The organism is Protofrankia sp. BMG5.30 (genome assembly GCF_001983005.1).
Lineage (GTDB): Bacteria > Actinomycetota > Actinomycetes > Frankiales > Frankiaceae > Protofrankia > Protofrankia coriariae.
In genome coordinates this window covers 218585-242440 of record NZ_MOME01000005.1, presented here as the reverse complement: position 1 = coordinate 242440, position 23856 = coordinate 218585, and the positions used below count along the sequence as shown (strand labels likewise).

The window sequence follows — 23856 nt, the reverse complement described above, 5'->3', positions numbered from 1 at the left end:
CCGGAAGGAGCGCCGGAAGGAACAAACAGCGTCAGCGATCCCTTTCGCTCTACGGTGACGGCGTCGGCATGCCGACGCCACCGGCCGCCGATGACGTCCGTGCCGGTCATGGTGCTGTCGGAGACGCGCTGCCAGTGACACGACGCCAGTGACACGACGCCAGTGACACGACGCCAGTGACATGACGCTGGTGACACGACACTGGTGACACAACGCCGGTGGCACGACGACGCTGACACGATGCTGGTGACGCAGAGTGCCTGATCTGACGCACGGCCGCTTCTCCCGGCCCCGGCCGGCCGGGCGTGGGTGCGCCCGCGGGCGCGACACGGCGTACGGTCTGCTCCGGTGTCCGTGAGCGGACACCGGATGGATCGCGGACCGGGAGCTGACACACCGGTACGCGCCGACCTACTGTCGGCAGGAGGACCACCGCCCGAGGCGCGCCGCGACGGGTGTCCCGGGGGGAGGTTCTCGCACCGGCGGCCGGCCCATCCGCACCGTTCACCACCCGCCACGCACGCCACAACCCACACCGGGCGCAACATATACGGGATATACGGGCTGCAAACATATACAGGCTGCAACGCACGTAGGCCGCAACGCCGAAACCGAACTGCCCCCTGCAACGAGGAGAGAAGTGCCCCSGCGCACGAAGTCGACAAACAGCGGGACGCGCCGGTCAAGCGCCGGGCCATCGACGCCGGTCGTCGAGCCCACAGCCGGTGACGTCGCTGCCGGGCCCGATACGGATGCCGTCACGGCCGGCAACGGCGCCGTGCCCCGCGGGCGCACCACGCGTACCGCGCGCGCCGCCACCCGTGGTAGCCGTACCGGCACGTCAGCGCCGGCCGCGAGCGGTACCGGCGTCCGACTCGTGATCGTCGAGTCGCCGGCCAAGGCGAAGACCATTGCCGGGTATCTCGGCTCCGGCTGGCGGGTCGAGTCCAGCATCGGACACATCCGGGATCTGCCGCAGAGCGCCGCCGACGTTCCCGACGCCCACAAGGGCAAGCCGTGGGCCCGTCTGGGAGTGGACGTCGACAACGGCTTCAAGCCGCTCTACGTGGTCACTCCCGACAAGAAGTCCCAGGTCAGCAAGCTCAAGGCGCTGGCGAAGGAAGCCAGCGAGCTCTACCTGGCGACAGACGAGGACCGCGAGGGCGAGGCCATCGCCTGGCATCTGCTGCAGACGCTGAAGCCGACGGTGCCGGTGAGGCGGATGGTCTTCCACGAGATCACCGAGCAGGCGATCCGGCGGGCGGTGGACAACACCCGTGAGATCGACGAGCACCTTGTCGACGCGCAGGAGACCCGGCGCATCCTCGACCGGCTCTACGGCTACGAGGTCAGCCCCGTGCTGTGGAAGAAGGTCATGCCGAAGCTGTCGGCGGGCCGGGTACAGAGCGTGGCGACCCGTATCCTGGTGGAGCGCGAACGTGCCCGGATGCGTTTCACCTCGGCCGAGTACTGGAACATCGAAGGCGTCTTCGGTCTGCTGGCCGGCCGGGACGCCAGCGACGGCCGGGCCGACGCCACACCGCTGCCGGCGAACCTGGTCGCGCTCGACGGCCGGCGGCTGGCCACCGGACGCGACTTCGACTCCTCGGGGCAGCTCACCTCCGCCGACGCCGTCCGGCTCGACGAGGATGCCGCGCACGCCCTGGCCGGCCGGCTCGCCGACAGCGCGTTCGCGGTCCGCTCGGTGGAGACCAAGCCGTACCGCCGCTCCCCCTACGCGCCGTTCATGACCTCCACCCTGCAGCAGGAGGCCAGCCGCAAGCTGCACTTCTCCAGCCAGCGGACGATGCAGGTGGCGCAGAAGCTGTACGAGAACGGCTACATCACCTATATGCGGACGGACTCGACGAACCTGTCCGAGACCGCGCTCGCAGCCGCCCGCGAGCAGGCCCGCGCCCTCTACGGGGCCGAGTACGTCCCCGACCGCCCCCGCATCTACACGAAGAAGGTCAAGAACGCCCAGGAGGCGCACGAGGCGATCCGCCCGGCCGGGGAGCAGTTCCGCACGCCGGGCGAGGTACGCGAGACGCTGGCCGACGCCGACGGCTACCGCCTGTACGAGCTGATCTGGCGGCGCACGGTCGCCAGCCAGATGGCCGACGCCCGCGGCACGTCCGCGACCATCCGGATCGGCGGCGTCTCCAGCGCCGGGGAGGACGCCGAGTTCTCGGCCTCGGGAAAGGTGATCACCTTCCCCGGTTTCCTGCGTGCCTACGTCGAGGGCGCGGACGATCCCGACGCCGAACTGGACGACCGGGAGCGACGGCTGCCGGACGTCCGCGAAGGCGACGCCCTGACCACCCGGGAGCTCAACCCGCGCGGGCACACGACCAACCCGCCGCCGCGCTTCACCGAGGCGAGCCTGGTCAAGACGCTGGAGGAACTCGGCATCGGCCGCCCGTCCACCTACGCGTCGATCATCGGGACGATCCAGGCCCGCGGGTACGTGTGGAAGAAGGGCAGCGCGCTGATCCCCAGTTTTGTCGCGTTCGCCGTGGTCGGTCTCCTCGAGGAGCACTTCGGACGGCTGGTCGACTACCGGTTCACCGCGTCGATGGAGGACGACCTGGACGACATCGCCGCAGGCACGGCGGCRTCGATCGACTGGCTCACCCGGTTCTACTTCGGCTCGGACGCCGGCCAGGAGGGCGGGGTCGCCCGCGCCGGCGGGCTCAAGCACCTGGTCAACGAGCGGCTCGGCGAGATCGACGCCCGCGAGGTCAACTCGATCCCGCTGGGGGCGGCGCCGGACGACCAGCCCGTGGTGATCCGGGTCGGCCGCTACGGCCCGTACGTCCAGCACGGTGACGAACGGGCGAGCGTCCCGGAGGACCTGCCGCCCGACGAGCTCACCGTGGACAGGGCGCTGGCGCTGGTCGGCGCGCCCAGCGAGGAACGGTCGCTGGGCACCGACCCGGACAGCGGCGCGACGATCGCCCTCAAGGTGGGGCGTTTCGGCCCGTACGTGTCGACCGACGACGATCCGCCGCGCCGGGCGAGCCTGCTGGGCACAATGACACCGGAGACCCTCACCCTCGCCGACGCCCTCAAACTGCTCACCCTTCCCCGATCGCTGGGAGTCGCCGAGGATGGGGAGGAGGTGACCGCCCAGAACGGCCGGTACGGGCCCTACGTCAAGAAGGGTTCGGAAAGCCGCTCGCTGGAGTCGGAGGAGCGACTGTTCACGGTGACGCTGGACGAGGCGCTGGCGCTGATCGCGCAGCCCAAGACGCGAGGCCGTCGGCGGGCCGCCGAGACCCCACCGCTGCGTGAGCTCGGCCCCGATCCCGCCACGGGCGCCCCCATGGTGCTGCGGGAAGGCCGGTTCGGACCCTACGTCACCGACGGCACGACCAACGCGAGCCTGCGCAAGGGCGACGACGTCGCGTCCCTCACCGTGGAACGGGCGGCCGAGATGCTCGCGGAGAAGCGGGCCCGCGGCCCGGCAACACCCAGGCGGCGGGCGGCGCAGCCGGCCAAGCAGCCGGCGGCCGCCAAGACCACCAGGCAGTCCACGGCCAAGAAGACGACGACCAGGAAGACGTCCGCGCAGCCGGCCACGGCGACAGGGACAGGGACGGCGACGGGGACGGACGGCGGCGGTACGCCGGGCACCTCGTCGCCGCGCCCACGACGGACGGGCTGATGGGTCTTCCGGGGGATGACGCTCACAACCCGCCGCGGCCACCGGCCTCGACGGCGTCGGCGGGCGGGCGGGCGTGGTCCAACCGGCCCCCTGGTAGTCCACCGGTCGTGACGGTCCCGTCGCCACCGGCTGGCTCCGCCGACTCCCACCGCAGTACCGAGGGGGACATCCGCGCGGTCCTGCGGATACCGCAGTTCCGGCGGCTGTGGCTGGCGCTGACGCTGTCCAGCCTCGGCGACTGGATGGGCCTGCTCGCCACGACCGCGCTGGCCAGCTCCCTGCAGGCCGGTTTCTCGGAGAAGGCGTACGCGATCGGCTCCGTCCTGATCGTCCGGCTGCTGCCAGCGCTGATCTTCGGGCCGTTCGCCGGGGTCGTCGCCGACCGGCTCGACCGCAGGCTGACGATGGTCGTCGCGGACGTCCTGCGGTTCGGGCTGTTCGTCTCCATCCCCCTGGTAGGGACGCTGGCGTGGCTGCTGATCGCGTCTCTGCTGATCGAGTGCGTCAGCCTGTTCTGGAACCCGGCCAAGGACGCCAGCGTGCCGAACCTGGTGCCCGTGCAGCGGCTCGCGACGGCGAACACCCTGAGTCTGATCACCACGTACGGTTCGGCGCCGCTGGGCGCCGCGATCTTCTCGCTGTTGGCCACCCTGTCGCGCGCGCTCGGCTCCAGCGTGTCGTTCTTCAGGACCTCCCCGCTCGATCTCGCGTTGTACTTCAACGCCGGGACGTTCCTGGTGTCAGCGGTGGTGATCTTCGGGTTGCGCGGTATCGGCCGGGCCAACCGCCTCGACGCCGAGGCGAACCCGGGCCTCTGGTCGTCGATCGCCGAAGGCCTGCGGTTCGTCGGCCGGGACAGGATGGTCCGCGGCCTGGTCGTCGGGATCCTTGGCGGTTTCGCCGGTGCGGGGTGCGTGGTGGCGCTCGGCCGGCTCTACGTCCAGATTCTCGGCGGCGGGGACTCCGCCTACGGTGTCCTGTTCRGCGCGGTGTTCGTCGGGCTCGCCGCCGGCATGGCACTCGGGCCGCGGGTGCTCGGCGACTACAGCCGTTCCCGTCTGTTCGGCCTGAGCGTCACCGCCGCCGGCGTGACCATGCTGCTGGTCGCCGTCGTCCCCAACCTCGTGCTGGCCTGCGTCCTGGTCGTTTTCGTGGGCGCGTTCGCCGGCATCGCCTGGGTCACCGGTTACACGCTGTTGCAGGCAGGGGTGAGCGACGAGCTGCGCGGACGGACCTTCGCGCTGGTGCAGTCCCTGGTCCGCGTCGATCTGCTCCTGGTGCTGGCCGTGGCGCCCGGTCTGGTCGGGCTCATCGGCTCGCATCACCTTGATCTGTGGGGTCACCTGCGGGTGCGCACCGACGGTGTCACGATCGTCCTGCTCAGCGGCGGTCTGCTCGCGGTGGCCGTCGGCCTGTTCGCCTACCGGCAGATGGACGAGCGCAAGGGTGTCGCGGTTCTGCCGGAGCTGTGGAACGCCCTGCTGGGGCGGCGCGCGGCACCCGAACGGCCTCGCCACGCCGGCCTGTTCATCGCGCTCGAGGGCGGTGAGGGCTCCGGCAAGTCCACCCAGGTGGAGCGGCTGCGATCGTGGCTGGCGTCGTCCGGCCGTGAGGTCGTCGTGACCAGGGAGCCCGGCGGGACGGCGCTGGGCGTGAAACTGCGGGAGCTGCTGCTGGACCCGGCCGCGCGGCTGCACCCCCGTACCGAGGCGCTGTTGTACGCCGCGGACCGCGCCGAACACGTCTCCCGGGTGATCGAGCCAGCGCTGGCCCGCGGCGCGATCGTCGTCAGCGACCGGTTCATCGACTCCTCCATCGCCTACCAGGGCTCCGGGCGCCAGCTCGGCGCGGACGACATCGCCATGCTGTCGCGGTGGGCCACCCGGTCGCTGCTCCCGGACGTCACGATCCTGCTCGACATCCCCGCGCGGACCGGGCTCGCCCGGGCGCGGGCCCGCGCGAGCGGGAACGGTTCCCACCGCGAGCGCCCCACGGATCGCGATCGTGGCGGCGCGCCAGGCCGTGACGGCTCCTCGCCTTCCTCCCGTCACGATGCGGTTCCCTCCCGGCAGGCGGCCGGCAAGGACCGCGACGGCTCGACCCCCGGCGTCGACGTCTCCGGCGCCAAGGCGTCCGGTRCCAGTACGCCCGGTGCCAAGGCGCCCGGCATCGACCGGATCGAGGCCGAGGAGCTGTCGTTCCACGAGCGCGTCCGGGACGGCTTCCGCCAGCTCGCCGAGCGCACACCGGACCGGTACGTCGTCCTCGACGCGGACCGCTCGCCGGACGCCGTGCACAACCAGATCCGTAACGTCGTCACCGGGTATCTACGCCGGGGCGAGGACGACGGCCCGGGCGCTCCCCGTCCGCAGGCGACGTCCGACAGCGCGTCCGAGGAGCCACCCGCCGCGGTGCCCGTGCGTCCCACGCCGCCTGACCGTCCCGCACCGCCCGACCGTCCCGCATCGCCCGATCGCCCCACGCACACGCGCGCGTCCCCGGACAGTGCCACGATCTCGCCGGCACCTGGCCCGGCCGACTCAGTCAGCCCGGTCGACCCCGCCGGCCCGGTCGACCCCGCCGGCCCGGTCGACCCCGCCGGCCCGGTCGGCTCCGCTGATCACGCCGCTCCGAGCGATCTGGCCAGGGGGACGGAGAGAAGCGAGCCGCCCGTGTCCGGAACCAGAACCGGGACCGAGGCCACCGGCCCGACGGACGATCCCGAGGCAGCCTGGGTACCGGACAACCTGCCCACGGCCTCCGGACGATCCGCAAGGTGATCAAAGCCCTCTCCGCCGCTTCCCGGCTGCCCCGCCGCTGTCGTGCCCCGGTGTCGACCCACCGTGGGTGGGATGGTGGGCGGGGCGGACAATGGCGCGGTGAGCGTGTGGGACGTCCTGGTCGGCCAGGCACCGGTCGTCGAGGCTCTCGCCGCCGCCGCGACGGCGGCGGGGGTGAACGAGGCCGGCGGGCTGGTGGCAGCCCGCACCGCCATGACCCACTCGTGGCTGTTCACCGGCCCCACCGGCGCCGGCCGTACGACGGCGGCACGGGCGTTCGCCGCCGCGCTGAACTGCGAGAGCATCCCCCCTGGCTGCGGTGAGTGCGCGGGCTGCCACACGGTGCTGACCGACACCGCAGCCGACCTGCGCACGGTCCGCCCGGAGGGCCTGTCTCTCGGCGTGAAGGACGTCCGAGAGCTGGTGCGGGACGCGGCCAGCGCGCCGACGTCGGGCCGCTGGCGAATCCTGCTGCTGGAAGACGCCGACCGGCTCACCGACCAGGCGGCGAACGCCCTGCTCAAAGCCCTGGAGGAGCCCGCGCAGCGGTCGGTGTTCCTGCTGTGCGCGCCGTCGGTGGACGACGTCCTGCCCACCATCCGGTCCCGCTGCCGGGTGGTCGCGCTGCGGCTGCCCCGGCCGTCGGACGTCGCCGACGCGCTGGCACGCGCGGGCGTCGAGGACGCGGCCGCGCGGCTCGCCGCCGCGGCGAGCCAGGGGGATCTCGACCGGGCCCGCCTGCTTGCCACCGACGAGGCGGCTCGGGCTCGGCGAGCCGAGGTGCTGCGCATCCCCACCCGCCTGCGCCGGACGGGTGACTGCCTCGGCGCCGCGGCGGATCTGGTGAGCGCGGCGAACGCGGACGCCGGTGCGGCGAACACCATCCGTGACGAAGTTGAGACCGAGGCTCTGAAGACCGCGCTCGGGGTCGGCGCAACGTCCGCCGGCAGCACCGCGAAACGTGCCAGAGCCGTCAAGCCGGGCGCGAAGGGCCGGGCGATGACGGTCCGGGGAGCTGCCGGCGCGCTCAAGGAGCTGGAGAAGACGCAGAAAAGCCGCGGCCGGCGGACGGTGCTGGACTCTCTCGACCGGGCGCTGCTCGACCTCGCAGGCTGGTATCGGGACGTGCTCGTCCTGCAGCTCGGCGCGCCGGTGGACGCCATTCACCCCGRTCATCACGAGCTGGCCGGGCAACTGGCCCGGGGCTCCACCCCCGAACAGACGCTGCGCCGGCTGGAAGCCGTCCTGGCATGCCGCCGCCGGCTGGCCGACAACCCCGGGCTGGTCCCGCTGCTGACGGTTGAGGCTCTCGCTCTCGCCCTGCGTGCCGGCTGAGCGCAACGCTCGCCGAGCACGACGATCATCTGTTCTCCGGCCGGTCGGCCGGCCGGGCGGGTTCCGGCTCGACCCGGCCGCGACCTTCCCTGTGATTCTCCCCTCACCGTAGGGAAGATCCGATATGTTGTTGCATCTTCCGATCGCGTCCGATACGTGCCAACAGAGCGATACGATACGATGCCCGAAACGACACCACAGATACTCCAGAACAGAGAGTAGCGACAAAGAAACTGAATGACAGAGCAGTCGGACGGCAGAGTTCGACACATAGTTGCCACATGTTCATCAAAAAATGATCGTTGTCTCCGCGTCGGACGGCCCGACCAGCTGTGACAATAGTCGCCGGACCAGCCGGATTACCCGGCCCGGTGGCTCCGAAGGGCCAGCTCCATGGAAAGCGTCTCACCGGGAACGGCGATCGTCCGAGAAGTCAGCTCCCATGGGGGAACGGGAAGAGCGGCGATGAGCGGAATCATTCGGAAACGAACCGGGCCGGCCGGGAGCCGTATTCTCGGCGTCGGCGCCTATCGCCCGATGGCAGTGGTGTCGAACGCCGACATCTGCCAACGGCTGGACTCCACACCGGAGTGGATCGAATCCCGTTCCGGTATCCGCAGCCGTCGGTTCGCGAATGCCGAGGAATCCCTCGGGGCGATGGCCGCGACAGCCGCCGGCAAGGCGCTGGCCAGCGCCGGTGTCGAGGTCGCCGACGTCGGATGCATCCTGGTGGCAACGATGTCCCATGTCACCCAGTCACCATCGGTGGCCACGGACGTGGCTGCCAGGCTCGGCGCCGAGAAGGCCGCGGCATTCGACATATCGGCCGCCTGCGCCGGTTTCTGCCACGCGCTCGCGATCGCCAGCGACATGGTGCTCGCCGGCAGCGCCCGACATGTGCTGGTAATCGGTGCCGAGCGCATGTCGGACATCATCGACCCGCATGACCGGAGCACAGCTTTTCTGTTCGGGGACGGCGCCGGAGCGATTGTCGTCGGGCCGTCCGAGACGACGGGTATCGGGCCGGTGGTGTGGGGGTCGGATCCCTCGGCCCGGGATGCCATCGCGCACGACCGCTCCTATCTGGACTGGCGCGACAACCCCGAGCTGCCCTGGCCGACGATGCGGATGGCGGGCCAGCGGGTCTTCCGCTGGGCGTCCTGGCAGATGGCGCCCGTCGCGCGGGCGGCGCTCGACGAGGCCGGCATCACGGCGAACGATCTCGTCGCGTTCGTTCCGCACCAGGCCAACATCCGTATTATCAACGTGTTGTGCAGGGTGCTCGCCCTGCCCGGGACGGTGACCGTCGCCCGGGACATCGAAGTGCACGGGAACACCTCCGGGGCATCTATTCCGCTCGCGATGGACGACATTCTCGCCAGCGGGCAGGTACCGTCCGGTGGGCTCGCTCTGCTCATAGGTTTCGGCGCGGGCCTGGTCTACGCCGCCCAGGTTGTCCAGCTCCCCTGAACACCTTTCCGGGATCCGTCACCGGCCGCACCAGTCAGAGGTACGATTCAAAATGTGTACCAGAAGGGCACCCGACAACAGCTGTCGGGTGCCCTTCTGGTACACCAGTCCACGAATCCTTCGGGTAGGCGGCAAAAAACTATTACGCGCCCTTCTGCTGGATCTGCTGGGCCACTTCCCGCTGGCCGTTCCCCCGCTCGCCGCTCATCGCCTGCTCGGGCTGCGACGCGGGAGCGGGGCCGCCGAGCAGATACCATCCCCACAGCCCCACGGGTACCGGGGTTCGCGGCGGAGTCTCCGCGGCGACGCGCGCGTCCATGGCGTCCAGGACATGATCCCAGCTTCCCGCGACCCGCAGCATCAGACCACCGATGCCGATCGTCCGGGGAAGATGCGGATGCGAGCGGGTGGGCGCCCGCCGCACCGACCGTTCGAACGCGCTTGCCGCCCGGCGCCRCTCCGGGCCGGACAGCACCTCGTCCAAGTCGGCGAGCATGGACTCCTCGAGAGCCACATGCCGTTCCCCGAGCTCGGCGAGACGCTCACGCAACATCCGCATCGACTCGTTCGGYTGGTGCATGTCACCCTGAATATACTGAGAAATACCACGCGTCACGGACTCGGTTTCCCGTGCCACCATGCGCAGCTCGGTGGCGCATGCCTGGCCAGCCGGCGGAAGGTGACGGCGTGCCACCGGGTAGACGGCGGTCTGCACCGCGTACATGTGAGCGCTGATCGCCGCGACCGCCGTGTCGGCCGCCCGCAGCGGGCGCCTGGGGTCCTCGGATGTCGCCACGGCGGAGAACGTCCGAGCGACAAGGTCATCGATGTGATCGTGGRCGGCCCTGACCAGGCCGAGCAGGGATGCCGCTGGCTGAGCCCGCTCGCCGGATCCGGTTTCTTTCTCCGTTCTCTCCGGCCGGGCTCCCGCCGGGTCCTCCGGCCGGGCTCCTCCCGAACCTGCCGCGGTCGTCATCGCCGCCCCCTAACACCCTGGAGACCAGGCCTCCCCGGCGCTGCCGATCCGGGAGGAACCCGGGCGCGAAAAGATGATCGCGCCACTGTTGGCCCCCGGGTCGGCCGAACCACCCGCCGACCTCGTGCCTGCCGACTCATGAGCCGGAAACAACAGAATCGGCGCATCATGTCCACTGGTCAAGCTGTGCTTGCGAGGATGGTCCATGCCCAGTCGGACACAGCCCCACCGGATACACCGGATATATCGGCGGCGGACGTGGCAGGGCGGGTAACGCGGACTTTCGACGGTGATCCGGACAGGCACGAGACGCCCCCGGTAGCGTCCTCAGGGCTGCTGAGCCCCAACTGCCCGGGCAGCACAGTGTCCAACAGAAAGAAATCGGATGACCACGCCTGGCGACAGAACTCTCCTCGCCGACACCACCAGCATTCCCGGCCACGCGGACCGCGATGACGTCCGGACACGGGCATGACCGGTACCGAAGAACAGGAGGAGCTGAATGTGACCGACCAGAAATTCGGTGACAATTCCGACGACCGTCACAGCGAGCATCACCTTTTCTCCCGGGGCCACGCCGACCGTGGGACCGCGACCGCCTGGCTGACGGAAGCCGTTACCAGGCGGGTTTCCCTGGTCCGGCTGCACCCGAAGGGACGCCGGCAGCGTCAGGAAACTCCCTCGGCCCCCTCGGGACGGGTGGTCGCCTGCGAGGTCTACCGGGACGGCCATCGTGATCCACACCCCGTCGACCATGTCGACGCGCTACGGGCAGCCCGCGAACAGCGCAACAGCTTCGTCTGGCTCGGCCTCTACCAGCCGACCGCGCCCGAACTGACCGCCATCGCAGACGTGTACGGGCTGCATCCGCTCGCGGTCGAGGATGCCGTCAACGCGCACCAGCGCCMGAAGATGGAGCAGTACGCGGAGACACTTTTCGTCGTCCTCAAGACCGTCTGCTATGTGGATCACGAGGAACTGACGGCGACATCGGAGATCGTGCACACGGGAGAGGTCATGGTCTTCCTCAGCCACGACTTCGTCGTCACCGTGCGGCACGGCGAACACGGCGGGCTACAGAGCCTCCGCAGCCGGCTGGAGGCGCAGCCGCAGGTGCTCCGGCACGGGCCGTCAGCCGTCCTGCATGCCATCTGCGACCAGATCGTCGACGACTACCTGGCCGTCACCGAAAAAATAGAGGTCGACATCGACGCCATCGAGGCGTCGGTCTTCCAGCGGTCGCTGCGGCCCGACACCGGCAAGGTCTACCAGCTCAAACGGGAAGTCCTCGAGTTCAAGCACGCCATAATGCCGCTGTACGCACCGCTGCGCGCGCTGGCCGAGCCCGGCGTCATCGGGATCGACCCACGAATCCGGGCGTACTTCCGGGACGTCGCCGACCACCTTGAGGAGGTCACCGCGCGAATCGCCCGGTTCGACGAACTGCTCTCCTCGATACTGCAGGCGACCCTGACGCAGGTCACCATCGCGCAGAACGAGGACATGCGCCGTATCAGCGCCTGGGTCGCCATCGCCGCGGTACCCACCGCGATAGCCGGTATCTACGGTATGAACTTCGAGCACATGCCCGAACTGCGCCAGGTCTGGGGATACCCGGCGGTCCTCTGCCTGATGGCGACGGTCTGTTTTTTCCTGTACCGGGCGTTCAAACGGAACGGATGGCTCTGAGCCGAACCCGCCGGGCCCTCGGCCGCGCGGATCGGGACGGCCCCGCCGCCCACCGGCTCCGGTGCTGAATCGCCAGCCATGCGGATCGGCGGCCATGCGGATCGGCGGCCATGCGGATCGGCGGCCGGGCCGGGCTCCCGCCGAATCCGGAATCCTTCCCGGTGGGCCGCTCACGGCCCGCCCGATCCCGCCCGGACCATGAGCGGCCGTCCAGCGGCATCCGAAGAGAAGACAGAGAAGAAGAGGTAATGCAGGACGGCCCGACCAGCCGCCGCGTCCGGCGGGCAATCCGCGCGACCAGCCGTGTCATGTGGCCAACTTGGCCTCATGACATGTGGCCAGCCATACGACCAATTGTACGATTCGATCGTATTGTACCGGTTGTCCCATGGCGCGACCTCCCCGTCGGGATTCACGAGGACCACGCTGTCAGCTACCGTAATGGATCGTGTCGGGCTTTCACAGGGGGCCGTTCCCTACTCGGTTCTCCCGATCCTCGCTCGGCGGCAGGCGGCGGCTCCCGATCCTCGGCCGTACCTTTGGCGCCGGCAGCCAGCGCGCCGTCGTCCCGCACATCCACGACGAGGGCGGCGCGGGCCGATGACCCCATCGATGAACACCGTCCGCAACGACCTTGTCGCAGAGCTCGCGGCAAGGCTGGAGCAGCTCGACCACCTGCTCGGACGCCTGGAAGACGCCGAGCGGCAGGCCGCGAGCGCCAGCGAGGACCTGATGCGTGCCCGGCGCTGGCAGGAGGAGACGCTGCGCGCGATTCAGGACGAGCGCGCCCAGATGCGTACGCACCAGCGTGCTCTGGACAGCCTCGCGGACCGGACACAGACCGCCCTGGCCGCTCTGGCCGCCAGCCATCGCTCGCTGCCGCCGGAGGTCCACGAACTCGCGATCGAACTCCAGGTCCTACAGACCTCCGGTCTGCTCTCCCGCCGGCCGCCCCCCCGCACCCGCCACCAGTAACGACACGCCCTAACGAGGGGAGAGATAGTGGTCCGCGAATTCGGCGGCGGCGACCGGTGAGGTTCGGAGCCGGTCCAGGCGAACGTCCTGCAGGCGCCGGGCGAACGGGTCGGCGAGTTCGACGTTGACCAGCTGCAGAAGTTTCGTCGATGCTTCCTGCGCCAGCCAGGCCCGGCCCAGGCACACCTCGGAGTAGGCGTTCAGCGGACGTTCGTCCGCGTCGTGCAGGGCTGCCGCCACCGCGAGCGCGAGCGTCTCACCGTCGACGATGGCGAGCCCGGCGCCCTTGGCCGCCGCCGGTGGTACCCGGCGCGCGGCGTCCCCGGCGAGTATGAGACGTCCGAACCGCATCGGTTCGTAGAAGACCGAGTCCATCGTGATGACGTTCGGCGGCTCCAGCAACGGCCCTTCCGCCAGTTGCCAGTCGGCGTCCACGGCGAGCCGGGCGTGCAGTTCCTCCCAGATCCGCTCGGCCGGCCAGTCCGCGGCGTCGGCCGTGGCCTCCACCTGTAGGTAGAAGCGGCTTGTCCGGTGGTCACGCAGCATGTGGCCGGCGAATCCCCGCGGGCTGACCCCATAAATGATCTTATCCGTGGACGGGGTGACCGCGGCCAGGACGGCGAGCCAGGCCCATGCGCTGTCACGCTGTCGGATGTGGCGCAACGCGCCCTCGGGGATCGATCCGCGGGAAACGCCGTGATGACCATCGCAGCCCGCGATGAAACGGCTTTCCACTGTCTGCCGCTGCCCGTCGGCCGTGACGAACGAGACGGCGGGATGGTCGGAGGTCAGCGCGTCCAGCATCACGTCAGTGACGCCGAACTCGATGACGCCACCCGCGGCAAGGTAGGCGGCAACCAGGTCGGCGACGAGCTTCTGCTGCGGGTAGACGACGTGATGGTGTCCGCCCGCGTGGCGAGCATACTCGACGACAAACGCTCTGCGACGATGCCGGAACTCACAGTTGTGGTGTGGCGCACCTTCGGCCCGCAGGCCGTCGGCAAGCCCGTTGCGCTCCAGGGCGTCCACCGCCGCCGGCCCGAGCAGCCCGGCACGTGGACGGCTTTCCACCCTGGCCCGGCTGGCGGCCTCGAGCACGAGCGTGTCGATACCCCGACGAGCCAGTACGACCGCCGCCACCAGGCCCGCGACACCCGCGCCAATCACAACGAYGCCCACCCGGCGAGGACGCGGCCGCGAGGCAGACGCGCCCGGCTGGAGCGCGCCGTGCCCGTCCGGTGCGGACCCCGGAGCGGAGCGCGTCACGGCGAGCGCCTCCCCCGGGAGCATCGACACGATTCCTGATCACCCGTCATGCTGCCCTGATCACATGACTGACCCGGACGAACCGATCCGGGCGAGGCACTGCCAGAGTACGACGTCACATTCCGACACGCGTCAGGAGGCCGACAACCCGACACCAACAAACCGGATAATTTTCGCAAAAGGAGCAGAGTGCTGTTGGCGGATAGTGCTGATCGCTACTCAAAGTAGCGATATTGCTGACTATCCGTGCCCGAAGGCCCCCAGCCGACCATCTGCCGCCGCTATGGCGTATTGTCATCCTCCGCATCCCGCAAGTCACGGAAAGCGGCACGTCAGCCGGGCGACCGAAGGTCACAAGCCAGCTGGTCGCACCCGACGCCGCCCCGGCCGGCGAAGGAGGATGGGGTAGAACAGCCGGCTATGACACTTCATACAACTACTTGGGGTAGTTGTGAGGGACTAGTGTTTACTAGCGCCATCCRTATGAACTAGTCTCGCGCCGACGTCACGACACACCGGGCCGAACTGCCGAATCCTGCCCGCGGTCCCGGTGTTCCCTCCGAGTCGTCACCAGGGCAGGAGCGGGGGACCCATCCTCCACCGGGCGGCACCGAACCGCGGTGTCGTCCTCGGGGTGAAGTGCGCAGCGCGATGGTCGCGCGACCCACCGGGCAGCCCAGCCCGAACCCGACAGCTCACCTCGCAGGCGAACGGGAAGGATCACAACTTTGTCTRCGCATGATGTGCAGCCTGATCCGGCACTACGATCGCGTTCGTCGCAGACGGCTTCGTCGTCACCCCGCCGGCAGCAGATCGACCGGCACGTCGACCGCCCGACACGTGGCCGACATCGCGCGCCCACGCAGCAGTCCGGAACGGGCCGCTCGCGAGCTCGGGCCGCTGTCGCCGTGATGACCACCGGTACCGTCGCGGTGTCCGGTGTCGCCCTGGCCGGATGTGCCACGGCCGACTCAAATTCCGACGATGCTTCCGTCACCTCGCCCATAACGCTCGGATCACAGTTCGGCAGCCAGGCATCGCTGGCCAGCCTGCGCACCTCCACCATCAATCCGCTGTCCACGGACGGTTCCGGATCGGTCACCAGTCAGGTGCTCGACCAGACCGACCTGCATCCCAAGACCGGTGTCGTGCTCAAAGTCACGAATCCGGACGTCTCCGTGAAGGCAGACCAGCCGGTGGAGGTGGGATTCCATCTTGAGGACGCGGTCACCCACGCGCCGCTGGCCAACCAGCTCGTCAAGGTCCAGGTGAAGCTGCCGGAGGGATGGGCGACCTTCAAGCACCTTTACACCAACGAGCAGGGCTTCACCAGTTACACTGCCAAGGTCCTCACCACCACGCAGGTCACCGCGATTTTCGACGGAACCGACGCTCTGCGGTCGACACGGTCGACCAACGTCGGCACGTTGACCGTGATCCCCAATACCCCGGCGCCCCGGCCTTTCCAGACTGCCCGCGTCAGTGGCTCGGCCGTGAGCAGCGCCATCTCGGGCGCACTCGCAGCCGCCAGCTCGTTCGGCGAACGGTCGGTGTATCTTGCGGCCCAGCAGGCCGGCAAGCCCTACGTCTACGGCGCGGAGGGCCCCTACACCTTCGACTGCTCGGGGCTGGTCCAGTACGTCTTCAAGCAGTTGGGACGCAACCTCCCCCGCACCGCCGAGGGACAGTACGAGGCGACCACCCGGATATCGCAGTACAACAAGCAGCCGGGTGATCTGATTTTCTACGGCACGCCAGGTAATATCTACCATGTTGGTATTTATGCGGGCGATGGTAAGATGTGGGTGGCGCCCAAGTCAGGCGACGTCGTCTCGCTGAGGTMCATCTACACCACGTCGTATTCTGTCGGCCGGGTTCTCTGACTGAACCGATCAGCCCGCGTCCGCAGCTGGTTATCAGTACACGGCTTCGTGTACTGATAACCAAACCTTATAAACACAATTCACAGGCGGGTTCCCACACAGCCTCCCCCTCCGGTTGTGCGTGAACCTTGCCGCCAGGTCGATGTCGACACCGACCTGGCGGCACTCCGCGGGCGGCATCCCGCGATGATGACTTCCGCTGGTCGGACCGAGCCAACCCCCCCAGCTCGGAAAGCCCGGCGGAACAAGAGGCTTCCGCCGGCCGGTCGTACTGGACCCCCCCCACAGTCCGGTCGGTCGGCGGGAGCCGCCCCCTCCCACCGACCGGATGCCCGGCCGAGACCGAAGCTCCCCGCAGGCGCCTCCTCCGCGAGTTCCCCAAGCCATGGCGGACGACCACCGGGACCGCCCGCTCCTACGCCTTGAACTGCCTGGAGAAGTCCCACAGAGCGCGCGTGACCCGTTCGTTCCACGCCCCATCGACATGCTGGACATGGGTTTCTGGCGAGCAGCTCGGGCTCTGCCCGACCGGCCCCACCGTCGCGACGGCGACAAACTTCAGCCCGTTGCCGGGCGCCGCGCAGGCAACCGCGAGGGCGGCACGCCCACCTTCGCCAAGGCCCCAGATGTAGATCCGGGACTGGTCGATCTTCGACCGCTCCTGCGACACGTAGCGCACGACGTCACGCAGGTACTGCACGTCCGCGCCCTGGGGATCGTCCAACCTCCATTCGCCGTCCACGGCTTCCGGGTAGACCACGGCGAAGTCCCGTCGGTCGGCGAGCGTCGAGGCCTCGGTGATCTTTTCGATCGCGCCCGCGTCGCTGTTGTCATCATGCAGGACGAGGACCAGCGGCAGCGGCTTGCCGGGGTCGGCGTCGGCATGAACGGCGAGCTCGCGTTCGGCGGAGAGGTACCCCGCCGGTATCTTTGCCCGCTCGGTGTCCGGGTTACCCGAACGGGACACGTAGATCCAGGCGACCACGAGCACGGCACCGATGATCAGTACCCGCTTGCGGTTCTTGGCCCATAGCTGTTTCCCGGCTTTCAGCGGATTCGACACCACGAGACAACCGAACCACACCAGGAGCCGTCGATTCGGCAGATTCGCCTCGCGTCGTGGGCAAGTCGGGACCTACCCGGAGTGTGCTGCCTCACACCCGACCAGCTTGCGACACCGAATGATCACTAAAAGTAGTCAAACAAGCATGGCCGGTATGGCAACCACGGCACAGCTCGTTCGTTGACGTGGTGTATCCACCAGAATCTCGACAACATCGGATTGCGGGGCATACGGCTGCCGGAACAGGGGTGAGGCCGAAGTGGACAGTGGTCAGGAACTCGACCATCGACTGATCAAGATCGAACACGAGCTGTCGGTGTTCGGCCGGCGCGCCGAACGCTTCCGGATGGCCATCGCCGACGACTCCGGGACGGTTCTGGACCGCTCCGCCTACCTGCTGCTCAGCCACATCCACGAACACGGCGCCGTACGGCTGACCACCCTGGGCACGGTGTTCGCCCTGGACATCTCCACGGTGAGCCGCCAGGTTGCCGCGCTTGCCACGGCCGGGCTGGTGGAACGCACCACCGATCCCAGYGACCGGCGGGCGACGCTGGTGAAGCTCAGCACCCGCGGCCAGCAACGCTACCTCGCCACCCGCTCCGCACGGGTAGAAAAGATCAACATCCTGGTACGGACCTGGGGCCAGGAAGAGCTCAGCGTCTTCGGCGCGCTGCTGGGCCGGCTGAACGTGGCGATCGCCGAACACGACCGCAGCTACCTGCCACCGCAGCACAACGAGCCGTGTCCCGCACCCGCCACCCCGCCGACCGCCGGGACGGACTGACACCGAACGGTAGGATGCCTCTCCCCGCGCCCACGGAAGATTCCTCGCGACTCCTCACCCCGAGTCGGGCACGACCCCAGGTCACAGGGGCCCCAGATCACAAGGGCCCCGGCGTGGCCCCGGGTCAGGCGTCAGGCATGGACGTCCAGGGCGTGCAGGCGCGCCTGACGCAGCATCTCCGTCTCCGGCGGGCCAGCCAGTTCCGGCAGCCAGCCGTGCACCCAGGACAACAGCAGGTCGGCCAGGGCCGGGTTCTGCGCGAGGACCGGACCGTGCAGATAGGTACCGATCACACGCCCGTTCACGACACCGTCGGTGTGGTCCGGGGTGCCGTTACCGACCCCCTTGCGCACGGTCCCGAGCGGTCGGCCGTGCCCGTTGGGCAGGGTCCGGGTGCGTCCCCCGTGGTTCTCGTAGCCGAGCAGCAACGGCAGCTCGAGCTCGGGGGCGGGTTCGACGACGATGTCACCGACCGCGCGCGGCGGCACCGGCTGCTCGAACGAGCGTCGCGTCTCCACGTCCACCAGGCCCAGGCCGTCGTGGATCCGGCCCTCACCACCGGGGAAGGACACACCGATCACCTGGTATCCGGCACACACCGCGAGAACAACAGCACCCTGGGCCACCGCGTGCGCGATGGCGTTGTTCTGGCGCAGCCCCTCGGCGGCCAGCACCTGCGGCTCGTCCTCACCGCCGCCGAGCAGATAGATGTCACACCCGGCCGGCACCGGCTCCCCGGCCGGGACGCCGATCACCTCGGCCGGCAGGCCACGCCAGCGCAGCCGCTGCGCCAGTACGGTCGCGTTGCCACCGTCGCCGTACGTCCCGAGCAGCTCCGGGTAGATCAGGGCGATCCGGGTCGCCGAGTCCCGGCTCATGCCACAGYCCCGATCATGTCGCCGTGGATGGTCACCTGTTTGGTCACCTGTTCGTCCTCACCGGGGCGACCCGCCCCAGGATGTCGCGGAAGGCGGTGTAGTTCGCGACCACGTCGACGATCTTCTCGTCCAGGGTCGCCGCCGCGCTCTCGGCATCCGGATGGACCGTGTGCGGGATCTCCGCGTATGCCAGCCGGACGCTCATGTCCTCCTTGCGCCCACCGGTGACCAGCACCTGCCTGCCCCGCAGCCGCTCGAACGGGACGTCCCAGATCCAGGACGGGTCACGCCCGTCAGCGGTCTGCGCGTTGAAATCAACGATCACCGGCCGGGCGGGCGTGGTGTTGAGCAGCTCCATCATCTCCACCCAGCCGGCCGGGTTCTTGGCGAGCAGCAGCCGCCCGCGGATACCGGACTCGCCGAGCTCGACCTCCTGGTAACGGCCCTGGACGTCCTCGAGGCCGGTCATCGCGGCCAGCGCGTGCTCGACCTCGACCCCAAAGAGCTTCGCCGCCGCGGCGGCCATGGCCGCGTTGCCGAGGTTCACCCGGCCGGGCAGGTCGATCGAGGCCGTGAGGTGACGACCGAACCAGAGCAGCTCGTGCGGCCCGGTGACCGCGACGAGGGGCTCGGGCCGAGCCAGCCCGCAGCCACACCACCAGCCCGTGGCGTTGCGGTGCAGCAGGCTGGCACACTGCGGGCACACCATCGCGTCCGCGGTCCAGTTCTGGCCCGCCGACACCCAGGTCTGCTTCGACCAGCCGGCGGCGGCCCAGGCGACCAGCGGGTCGTCGGCGTTGGCGATCGCGGTCGCGCCGGGCAGCTCGGCACCAAGATCACGCCACAGGCTCGCGATCCGCCGGGTCTCGTTCGACCGGTCGAGCTGGTCACGGCTGATGTTGAGCAGTATGACCGCGCGGGGCTGGATCTGCCTGGCCACCTTGGGCAGCCAGATCTCGTCCACCTCGAGCGCGGCAGCCGCGTCGTAGGGCGGTTTGGACAGAGCTGCCAGCACGCCCGCCGCCATGTTGGCGCCACCGCTGTTGCTGCGGACCGGGCCGAGCGTGCCCAGCGCGCGGGCCAGCAGCCGGGTGGTCGTGGTCTTGCCGTTGGTCCCGCTGACGCAGGCGACCATCTGCTCGGCCACGACCTCGGACAGGATCCCCGGGGAGACCCGCAGGGCAAGTTTGCCGCCGATCATCTCACCGGATCCGCGTCCCAGCTGGCGGGATGCCGAGGACGCGAGCTTCTCCACAGCAAGGGCGGCACGGGTGCGGGCGGAGAACCGGCGCGGGAAGGGTGTGGTCATCGCCTCCCCAGCGTGCCACGGGCCGCCGCGCCGGTGACCGACACCCCGTCATACCGGCCGCATGTCGATCCCCGCGCTGCCCCGGGCACAGCGTCGGACCGGCCCCGGGACAGCCCCGAGGCAGTGCCGGGGCATCCTCGGAACAGTGGTGAACCGATGGGGTACGAGTGTGGTACGAGGTGTGATATGACGTGCGCCGGACATCTGTCCGCCAGGCATGTCCGGCAAGGACGTGTCCCATCGGGGCAGGTACGACATACGACAAGGACGCGCCGCGGGCGGTCACATCACTGTCCGGGCGGGACAGAGYAGGGTGCGGCAGGGTGACGTGAGCGGACGGCCGTCATGGACAGAGCAGCCGATCTGTTGGAACCGCTGCCGCCGTGYTCCGTCGTGACGAGTGGCCCGGGTGGGGATGCGGCCCGGCCGGTGACCGCGGGCCGCCGGCCACCAGGCGGACGCTCGGAGCCAGCGGCCACTGAGCGGACACCCGGAATTGGTATGGATGCGACACAAGACCGTGGGAGAACTCGGTGACCCAGAAAGCCAGCGCCATCGGCCGCATCCGCGGACGCTGGAGCGCGCAGGAGATCGACCTCGACGACATCGACGACCTTGACGCACTCGCGGATCTGTTGCACGACGTCTCCCCCGAGCTCGCCGTCGCCTTCGTCGAGGAGGATGACGAGTACCTGGGCATCGTGCGGGTGGAAGGTGACATCAGCGACCCGCGGGTGTTCCTGTCCGACCACCGGGTGCTGTTCACCTCGGCCCTCGCCGACCGTCTCTTCGCCGGCGCGCTGCCACCGGTGGGCCGGCGGGACCTCGACGACGACTCCGACGACGCACCGGCCGGCGGACAGCCCGTCGGCGACATCGACCTGCTCGCCGACCTCGGCACGGACGCCGACGCGCTGATCGAACTGATCACGGAAGAAGGCCTCCTGCCGGCGGACGTGGTGGCGGCGATCAGTGAGCGTGCAGGCTGCGCCGACATCCTGGACGAGATCGGGAGCTGACATGGGGGGCCTCCCCCATCCGGGCGCGCTCGACCTCACCGCGCTGATGGGCGCCGCCCTGGCGGAGGCCGAACAGGCCCTGGCGACAGGAGACGTCCCGGTCGGCGCCGTTGTCGTCGACGCCGACGGAACGATCATCGGCCGGGGCCGCAACGCCCGCGAGGCCGAGCGGGACCCGACCGCCCACGCCGAGGTCGTGGCGTTGCGCGCCGCCGCGGCACGTGCCAGCACGTGGCGGCTGTCCGGGACGACCCTGGTCGTCACCCTGGAGCCGTGCGCGATGTGCGCGGGCGCACTGATCATGGCCCGGGTGGACCGCCTCGTCTACGGGGCGTACGACCCCAGGGCCGGCGCCGCCGGCTCGCTGTGGGACACCGTCCGCGACCCACGCCTCGACCACCACACCGAGGTGATCACGGGCGTACGGGAGGAGGAATGCGCGCGCCTRCTGACGGACTTCTTCGTCGCCCGCCGGAAGCCACAGCCATCATGATCATGACCCGGGCGGCGCGGAATCAYGATCCGGACAATACGGACCCGCACTACAGGCCGCGCCGGGCAGTACCAGCCAGCAGTATGAGCCGGCGATGCGAGCCGAGCCCGCTCGCGGCTGCCAGGACATACAGCCGGGGCGGCGCGGGGCGGGCCGCCGGTGGGTACGGGCCGAGGTGGCGGGTAGGCGCCGCTCGCCCCTGCCACCGCATCCAGTAAGCTGACAAACGGTGGAGTCGCCTAGTGGCCGAGGGCGCACGCCTCGAAAGCGTGTGAGGGGGCAACCCCTCCGTGGGTTCAAATCCCACCTCCACCGCCACCCTTGGGGATCTGTGTGCTTGCGCACCATCGGCGGATGGCTCTATGCCAGCCGCGGGGGCCGAGCCCCCGCGGACCCCACGGGAAACACCCCGGACACCCGGACACCCGGACACCCGGACACCCGGACACCCGGACACCCACAATCCACCCGGCAACCCACAGGCATACACCCGTGGGGATCTGTGTGCCTGCGCACCTATCGGCGGATGGCTCTATGCCAGCCGCGGGGGCCGAGCCCCCGCGGACCCCACGGGAAACCTGGTCTCGGTTCTGCTCTCAATTGTCTTCGGAGCCTGGCGCTGGGGGTGGTGTCACGGTCGGTGGACGCRGTGAGCTGATGGGAAGCGGGCCGGTCATGTTCGGTCAGGGCATGTCGTGTCCGGTCAGGCCATGCTGCCCAGGATGGCGGCGATGTCAGCCGGTTCGGTGCACGGGTTGACGATCGCGAAACGGGTCACCGTCTCTCCCTCGTGGACGGTCGGGGTAACAAAGGCAAAACCCGTCCGCAACAGTTTCTCCGTCCACTCGTAGTAATTTTCCGGCGTCCAGTTCAGGCGGCGCAGAACAACTACGGAAAGCTGCGGCTCACGCACGAGCTCCACATAGGGCAGCGCCCTTATCTGATCAGCCGCGGCCCGGGCGGTGGCCAGTGACTTCTCCACGGCGGCGCCGTAGGCGCGGGTACCGTGCGTGGCAAGCGAGAACCAGAAGGGCAGGCCGCGCGCACGCCGTGAGAGACCGATCGCGTAGTCCGCGGGGTTCCAGTCGTCAGCGGTTTCGAGGACCTCGAGGTAGCCCGCTTTCTGGGCGTGCGCCGCGCGCGCCAGCGCCGGCTCCCGGTAAATCAGCGCGCAGGCGTCGAACGGAGCGAACAGCCATTTGTGTGGATCGACGATGAAAGAATCCGCGTCAGCTGTCCCGGCAAAGAGGTGGCGGACGGATTCCGCGGCCAGCGCGGCCAGTCCGTACGCCCCGTCGACATGTACCCACAGGCCTCGCTCGTGGGCTGTGTCGACAATTCCGCGGATGTCGTCGACGATACCGAACTGGGTGGTACCAGCCGTCGCCACGACGGCGAACACGCTGTCGCGGACATCAGGCTCCGCGGTGTCCAGGGCGTGGGCCAGCGCGGGGCCGGTGAGACGGCCCTCGGCGTCCGCCGGGACCAGCAGGAGCTCCGCGCCCATGACTCGGGCGGCGGCCTCGACCGAGGAGTGCGCCTCGGCGCCGCAGGCGATACGCCACACGGTGGGCCGGCCGCCACCCGGGGCGGCACCGCCCCGCGTCTGCATCCGATATCTGGCCGCGACGAGCGCGGAGAGGTTCCCGATCGTCCCGCCCTGGACGAAGACCCCACCGGCCTCGGGCGGAAAACCGGCGAGATCGGAAAGCCAGCGCAGTGCCTGGTTTTCCGCGTGCACGGCACCGGCGCCCTCCAGCCAGCTTCCCGCGTACACGGACGAAGCCCCGACGACGAGGTCGAAAAGTATCGCCGCCTTGGTGGGCGCCGCCGGTATGAACGAGAGGTTGCGGGGATGGTCGACCGAAATGCACGCTCGGGAGAGCAGTTCGTCAAAAATCCGGAGCGCTTCGACGCCGCCGATACCGTCGGGAGTTATTGTCTCCCCCACTGCGGCGGTCAGCTCCGCGCGTGAGCGGGTACCGTCCAGTGGAACGGGATTGAGACGTAGTCGCTCCCGCGCATAGTTGACGACGGCCTGGGTCAGAATCTCGCTGTCAACATCATAGCGTTGCACGAACTCGAGCATACCCGGGCCCGCCCGAGTTTACGGACATCACGATACGGCGACGGTACGCAGCCGGTGCGTCCGGATACACAGGTCGAAACATATCGAAAACAATGCCGACCGGTGCGGGTCACACAGTTGTGCGCGGTAGGGGGACCGGCGCCGACCGCATCAATATGTCCGTCACCCGCACCGGGA

General features: G+C 69.4%; 16 protein-coding genes, 1 tRNA gene and 1 riboswitch. Of the genes, 11 read left to right on the top strand and 6 right to left on the bottom strand.

Going from position 1 to position 23856, the window contains the following annotated elements; translation table 11 throughout:
* Positions 1 to 640: 640 nt before the first annotated feature.
* From topA to BL254_RS02725, 4 genes are all read left to right on the top strand, one after another.
* A complete protein-coding gene (topA, locus tag BL254_RS02745; protein ID WP_076842421.1) occupies positions 641 to 3667 on the top strand; it encodes a type I DNA topoisomerase in 3027 nt (1008 codons plus the stop codon).
* Entirely contained in the window at positions 3667 to 6447 is a 2781-nt protein-coding gene (gene tmk / locus BL254_RS02740; protein WP_254857741.1) for a dTMP kinase, read from the top strand. The genes topA and tmk overlap by 1 nt, the downstream gene beginning before the upstream one ends.
* 72 nt (positions 6448 to 6519) lie before the next feature.
* On the top strand, positions 6520 to 7782 hold the full coding sequence (locus tag BL254_RS02730) for a DNA polymerase III subunit delta' (protein ID WP_217699220.1): 1263 nt from the start codon (positions 6520 to 6522) through the stop codon (positions 7780 to 7782).
* 465 nt (positions 7783 to 8247) lie between these two features.
* Positions 8248 to 9252 carry a beta-ketoacyl-ACP synthase III gene (locus tag BL254_RS02725; protein WP_047222102.1) on the top strand — a complete coding sequence of 335 codons (1005 nt, stop codon included), beginning with the start codon at positions 8248 to 8250 and terminating at the stop codon, positions 9250 to 9252.
* A 142-nt stretch (positions 9253 to 9394) separates the two neighbouring features.
* Here BL254_RS02725 and BL254_RS02720 read toward each other — a convergent pair whose 3' ends face one another.
* The gene (locus BL254_RS02720; protein ID WP_076842419.1) at positions 9395 to 10228 is read right to left on the bottom strand and encodes a hemerythrin domain-containing protein; all 834 of its coding nucleotides are present in this window, start codon (positions 10226 to 10228) and stop codon (positions 9395 to 9397) included.
* Positions 10229 to 10699: 471 nt separating this feature from the next.
* On the opposite strand from BL254_RS02720, the gene corA reads away from it, so the two are divergent.
* Together corA and BL254_RS02710 are read left to right on the top strand one after the other, a co-directional pair.
* Positions 10700 to 11917, top strand: coding sequence for a magnesium/cobalt transporter CorA (gene corA, locus BL254_RS02715; protein WP_254857739.1), 1218 nt, complete (start codon positions 10700 to 10702; stop codon positions 11915 to 11917).
* A gap of 600 nt (positions 11918 to 12517) precedes the next feature.
* On the top strand, positions 12518 to 12892 hold the full coding sequence (locus BL254_RS02710) for a hypothetical protein (protein WP_047222103.1): 375 nt from the start codon (positions 12518 to 12520) through the stop codon (positions 12890 to 12892).
* A 9-nt stretch (positions 12893 to 12901) separates the two neighbouring features.
* Here the strand turns inward: BL254_RS02710 and BL254_RS02705 are convergent, their stop codons facing one another.
* On the bottom strand, positions 12902 to 14059 hold the full coding sequence (locus tag BL254_RS02705; RefSeq protein ID WP_052914383.1) for a 4-hydroxybenzoate 3-monooxygenase: 1158 nt from the start codon (positions 14057 to 14059) through the stop codon (positions 12902 to 12904).
* 651 nt (positions 14060 to 14710) lie between these two features.
* A riboswitch (cyclic di-AMP (ydaO/yuaA leader) is annotated at positions 14711 to 14881 on the top strand.
* Between the two features lie 188 nt (positions 14882 to 15069).
* Here BL254_RS02705 and BL254_RS02700 point away from each other — a divergent pair.
* Positions 15070 to 16041, top strand: a complete 972-nt coding sequence (locus BL254_RS02700; protein ID WP_076842417.1) for a C40 family peptidase — start codon at positions 15070 to 15072, stop codon at positions 16039 to 16041.
* 415 nt (positions 16042 to 16456) lie between these two features.
* Here BL254_RS02700 and BL254_RS02695 read toward each other — a convergent pair whose 3' ends face one another.
* On the bottom strand, positions 16457 to 17107 hold the full coding sequence (locus BL254_RS02695) for a PHB depolymerase family esterase (protein WP_338052697.1): 651 nt from the start codon (positions 17105 to 17107) through the stop codon (positions 16457 to 16459).
* Between the two features lie 256 nt (positions 17108 to 17363).
* On the opposite strand from BL254_RS02695, the gene BL254_RS02690 reads away from it, so the two are divergent.
* Positions 17364 to 17891: a MarR family winged helix-turn-helix transcriptional regulator gene (locus tag BL254_RS02690; protein WP_047222106.1), complete on the top strand. Its 528-nt coding sequence runs from the start codon at positions 17364 to 17366 to the stop codon at positions 17889 to 17891.
* A gap of 131 nt (positions 17892 to 18022) precedes the next feature.
* Here the strand turns inward: BL254_RS02690 and BL254_RS02685 are convergent, their stop codons facing one another.
* Both BL254_RS02685 and BL254_RS02680 read right to left on the bottom strand, forming a co-directional pair.
* Complete coding sequence (locus tag BL254_RS02685) at positions 18023 to 18769, bottom strand: type 1 glutamine amidotransferase (RefSeq protein WP_047222107.1); 747 nt, start codon at positions 18767 to 18769, stop codon at positions 18023 to 18025.
* A 43-nt stretch (positions 18770 to 18812) separates the two neighbouring features.
* Complete coding sequence (locus BL254_RS02680; protein ID WP_047222108.1) at positions 18813 to 20078, bottom strand: Mur ligase family protein; 1266 nt, start codon at positions 20076 to 20078, stop codon at positions 18813 to 18815.
* Positions 20079 to 20611: 533 nt separating this feature from the next.
* Here BL254_RS02680 and BL254_RS02675 point away from each other — a divergent pair.
* From BL254_RS02675 to BL254_RS02665, 3 genes are all read left to right on the top strand, one after another.
* A complete protein-coding gene (locus BL254_RS02675) occupies positions 20612 to 21097 on the top strand; it encodes a tRNA adenosine deaminase-associated protein (protein ID WP_047222109.1) in 486 nt (161 codons plus the stop codon).
* A 1-nt stretch (position 21098) separates the two neighbouring features.
* Positions 21099 to 21590 (top strand): tRNA adenosine(34) deaminase TadA, encoded by a 492-nt coding sequence (gene tadA, locus BL254_RS02670; protein ID WP_076842416.1) that lies wholly within the window; start codon positions 21099 to 21101, stop codon positions 21588 to 21590.
* Between the two features lie 228 nt (positions 21591 to 21818).
* Positions 21819 to 21908 (top strand) — tRNA-Ser (locus BL254_RS02665).
* Between the two features lie 385 nt (positions 21909 to 22293).
* Here BL254_RS02665 and BL254_RS02660 read toward each other — a convergent pair.
* Positions 22294 to 23679 carry an aminotransferase class V-fold PLP-dependent enzyme gene (locus tag BL254_RS02660; protein ID WP_047222110.1) on the bottom strand — a complete coding sequence of 462 codons (1386 nt, stop codon included), beginning with the start codon at positions 23677 to 23679 and terminating at the stop codon, positions 22294 to 22296.
* Positions 23680 to 23856 lie beyond the last annotated feature (177 nt).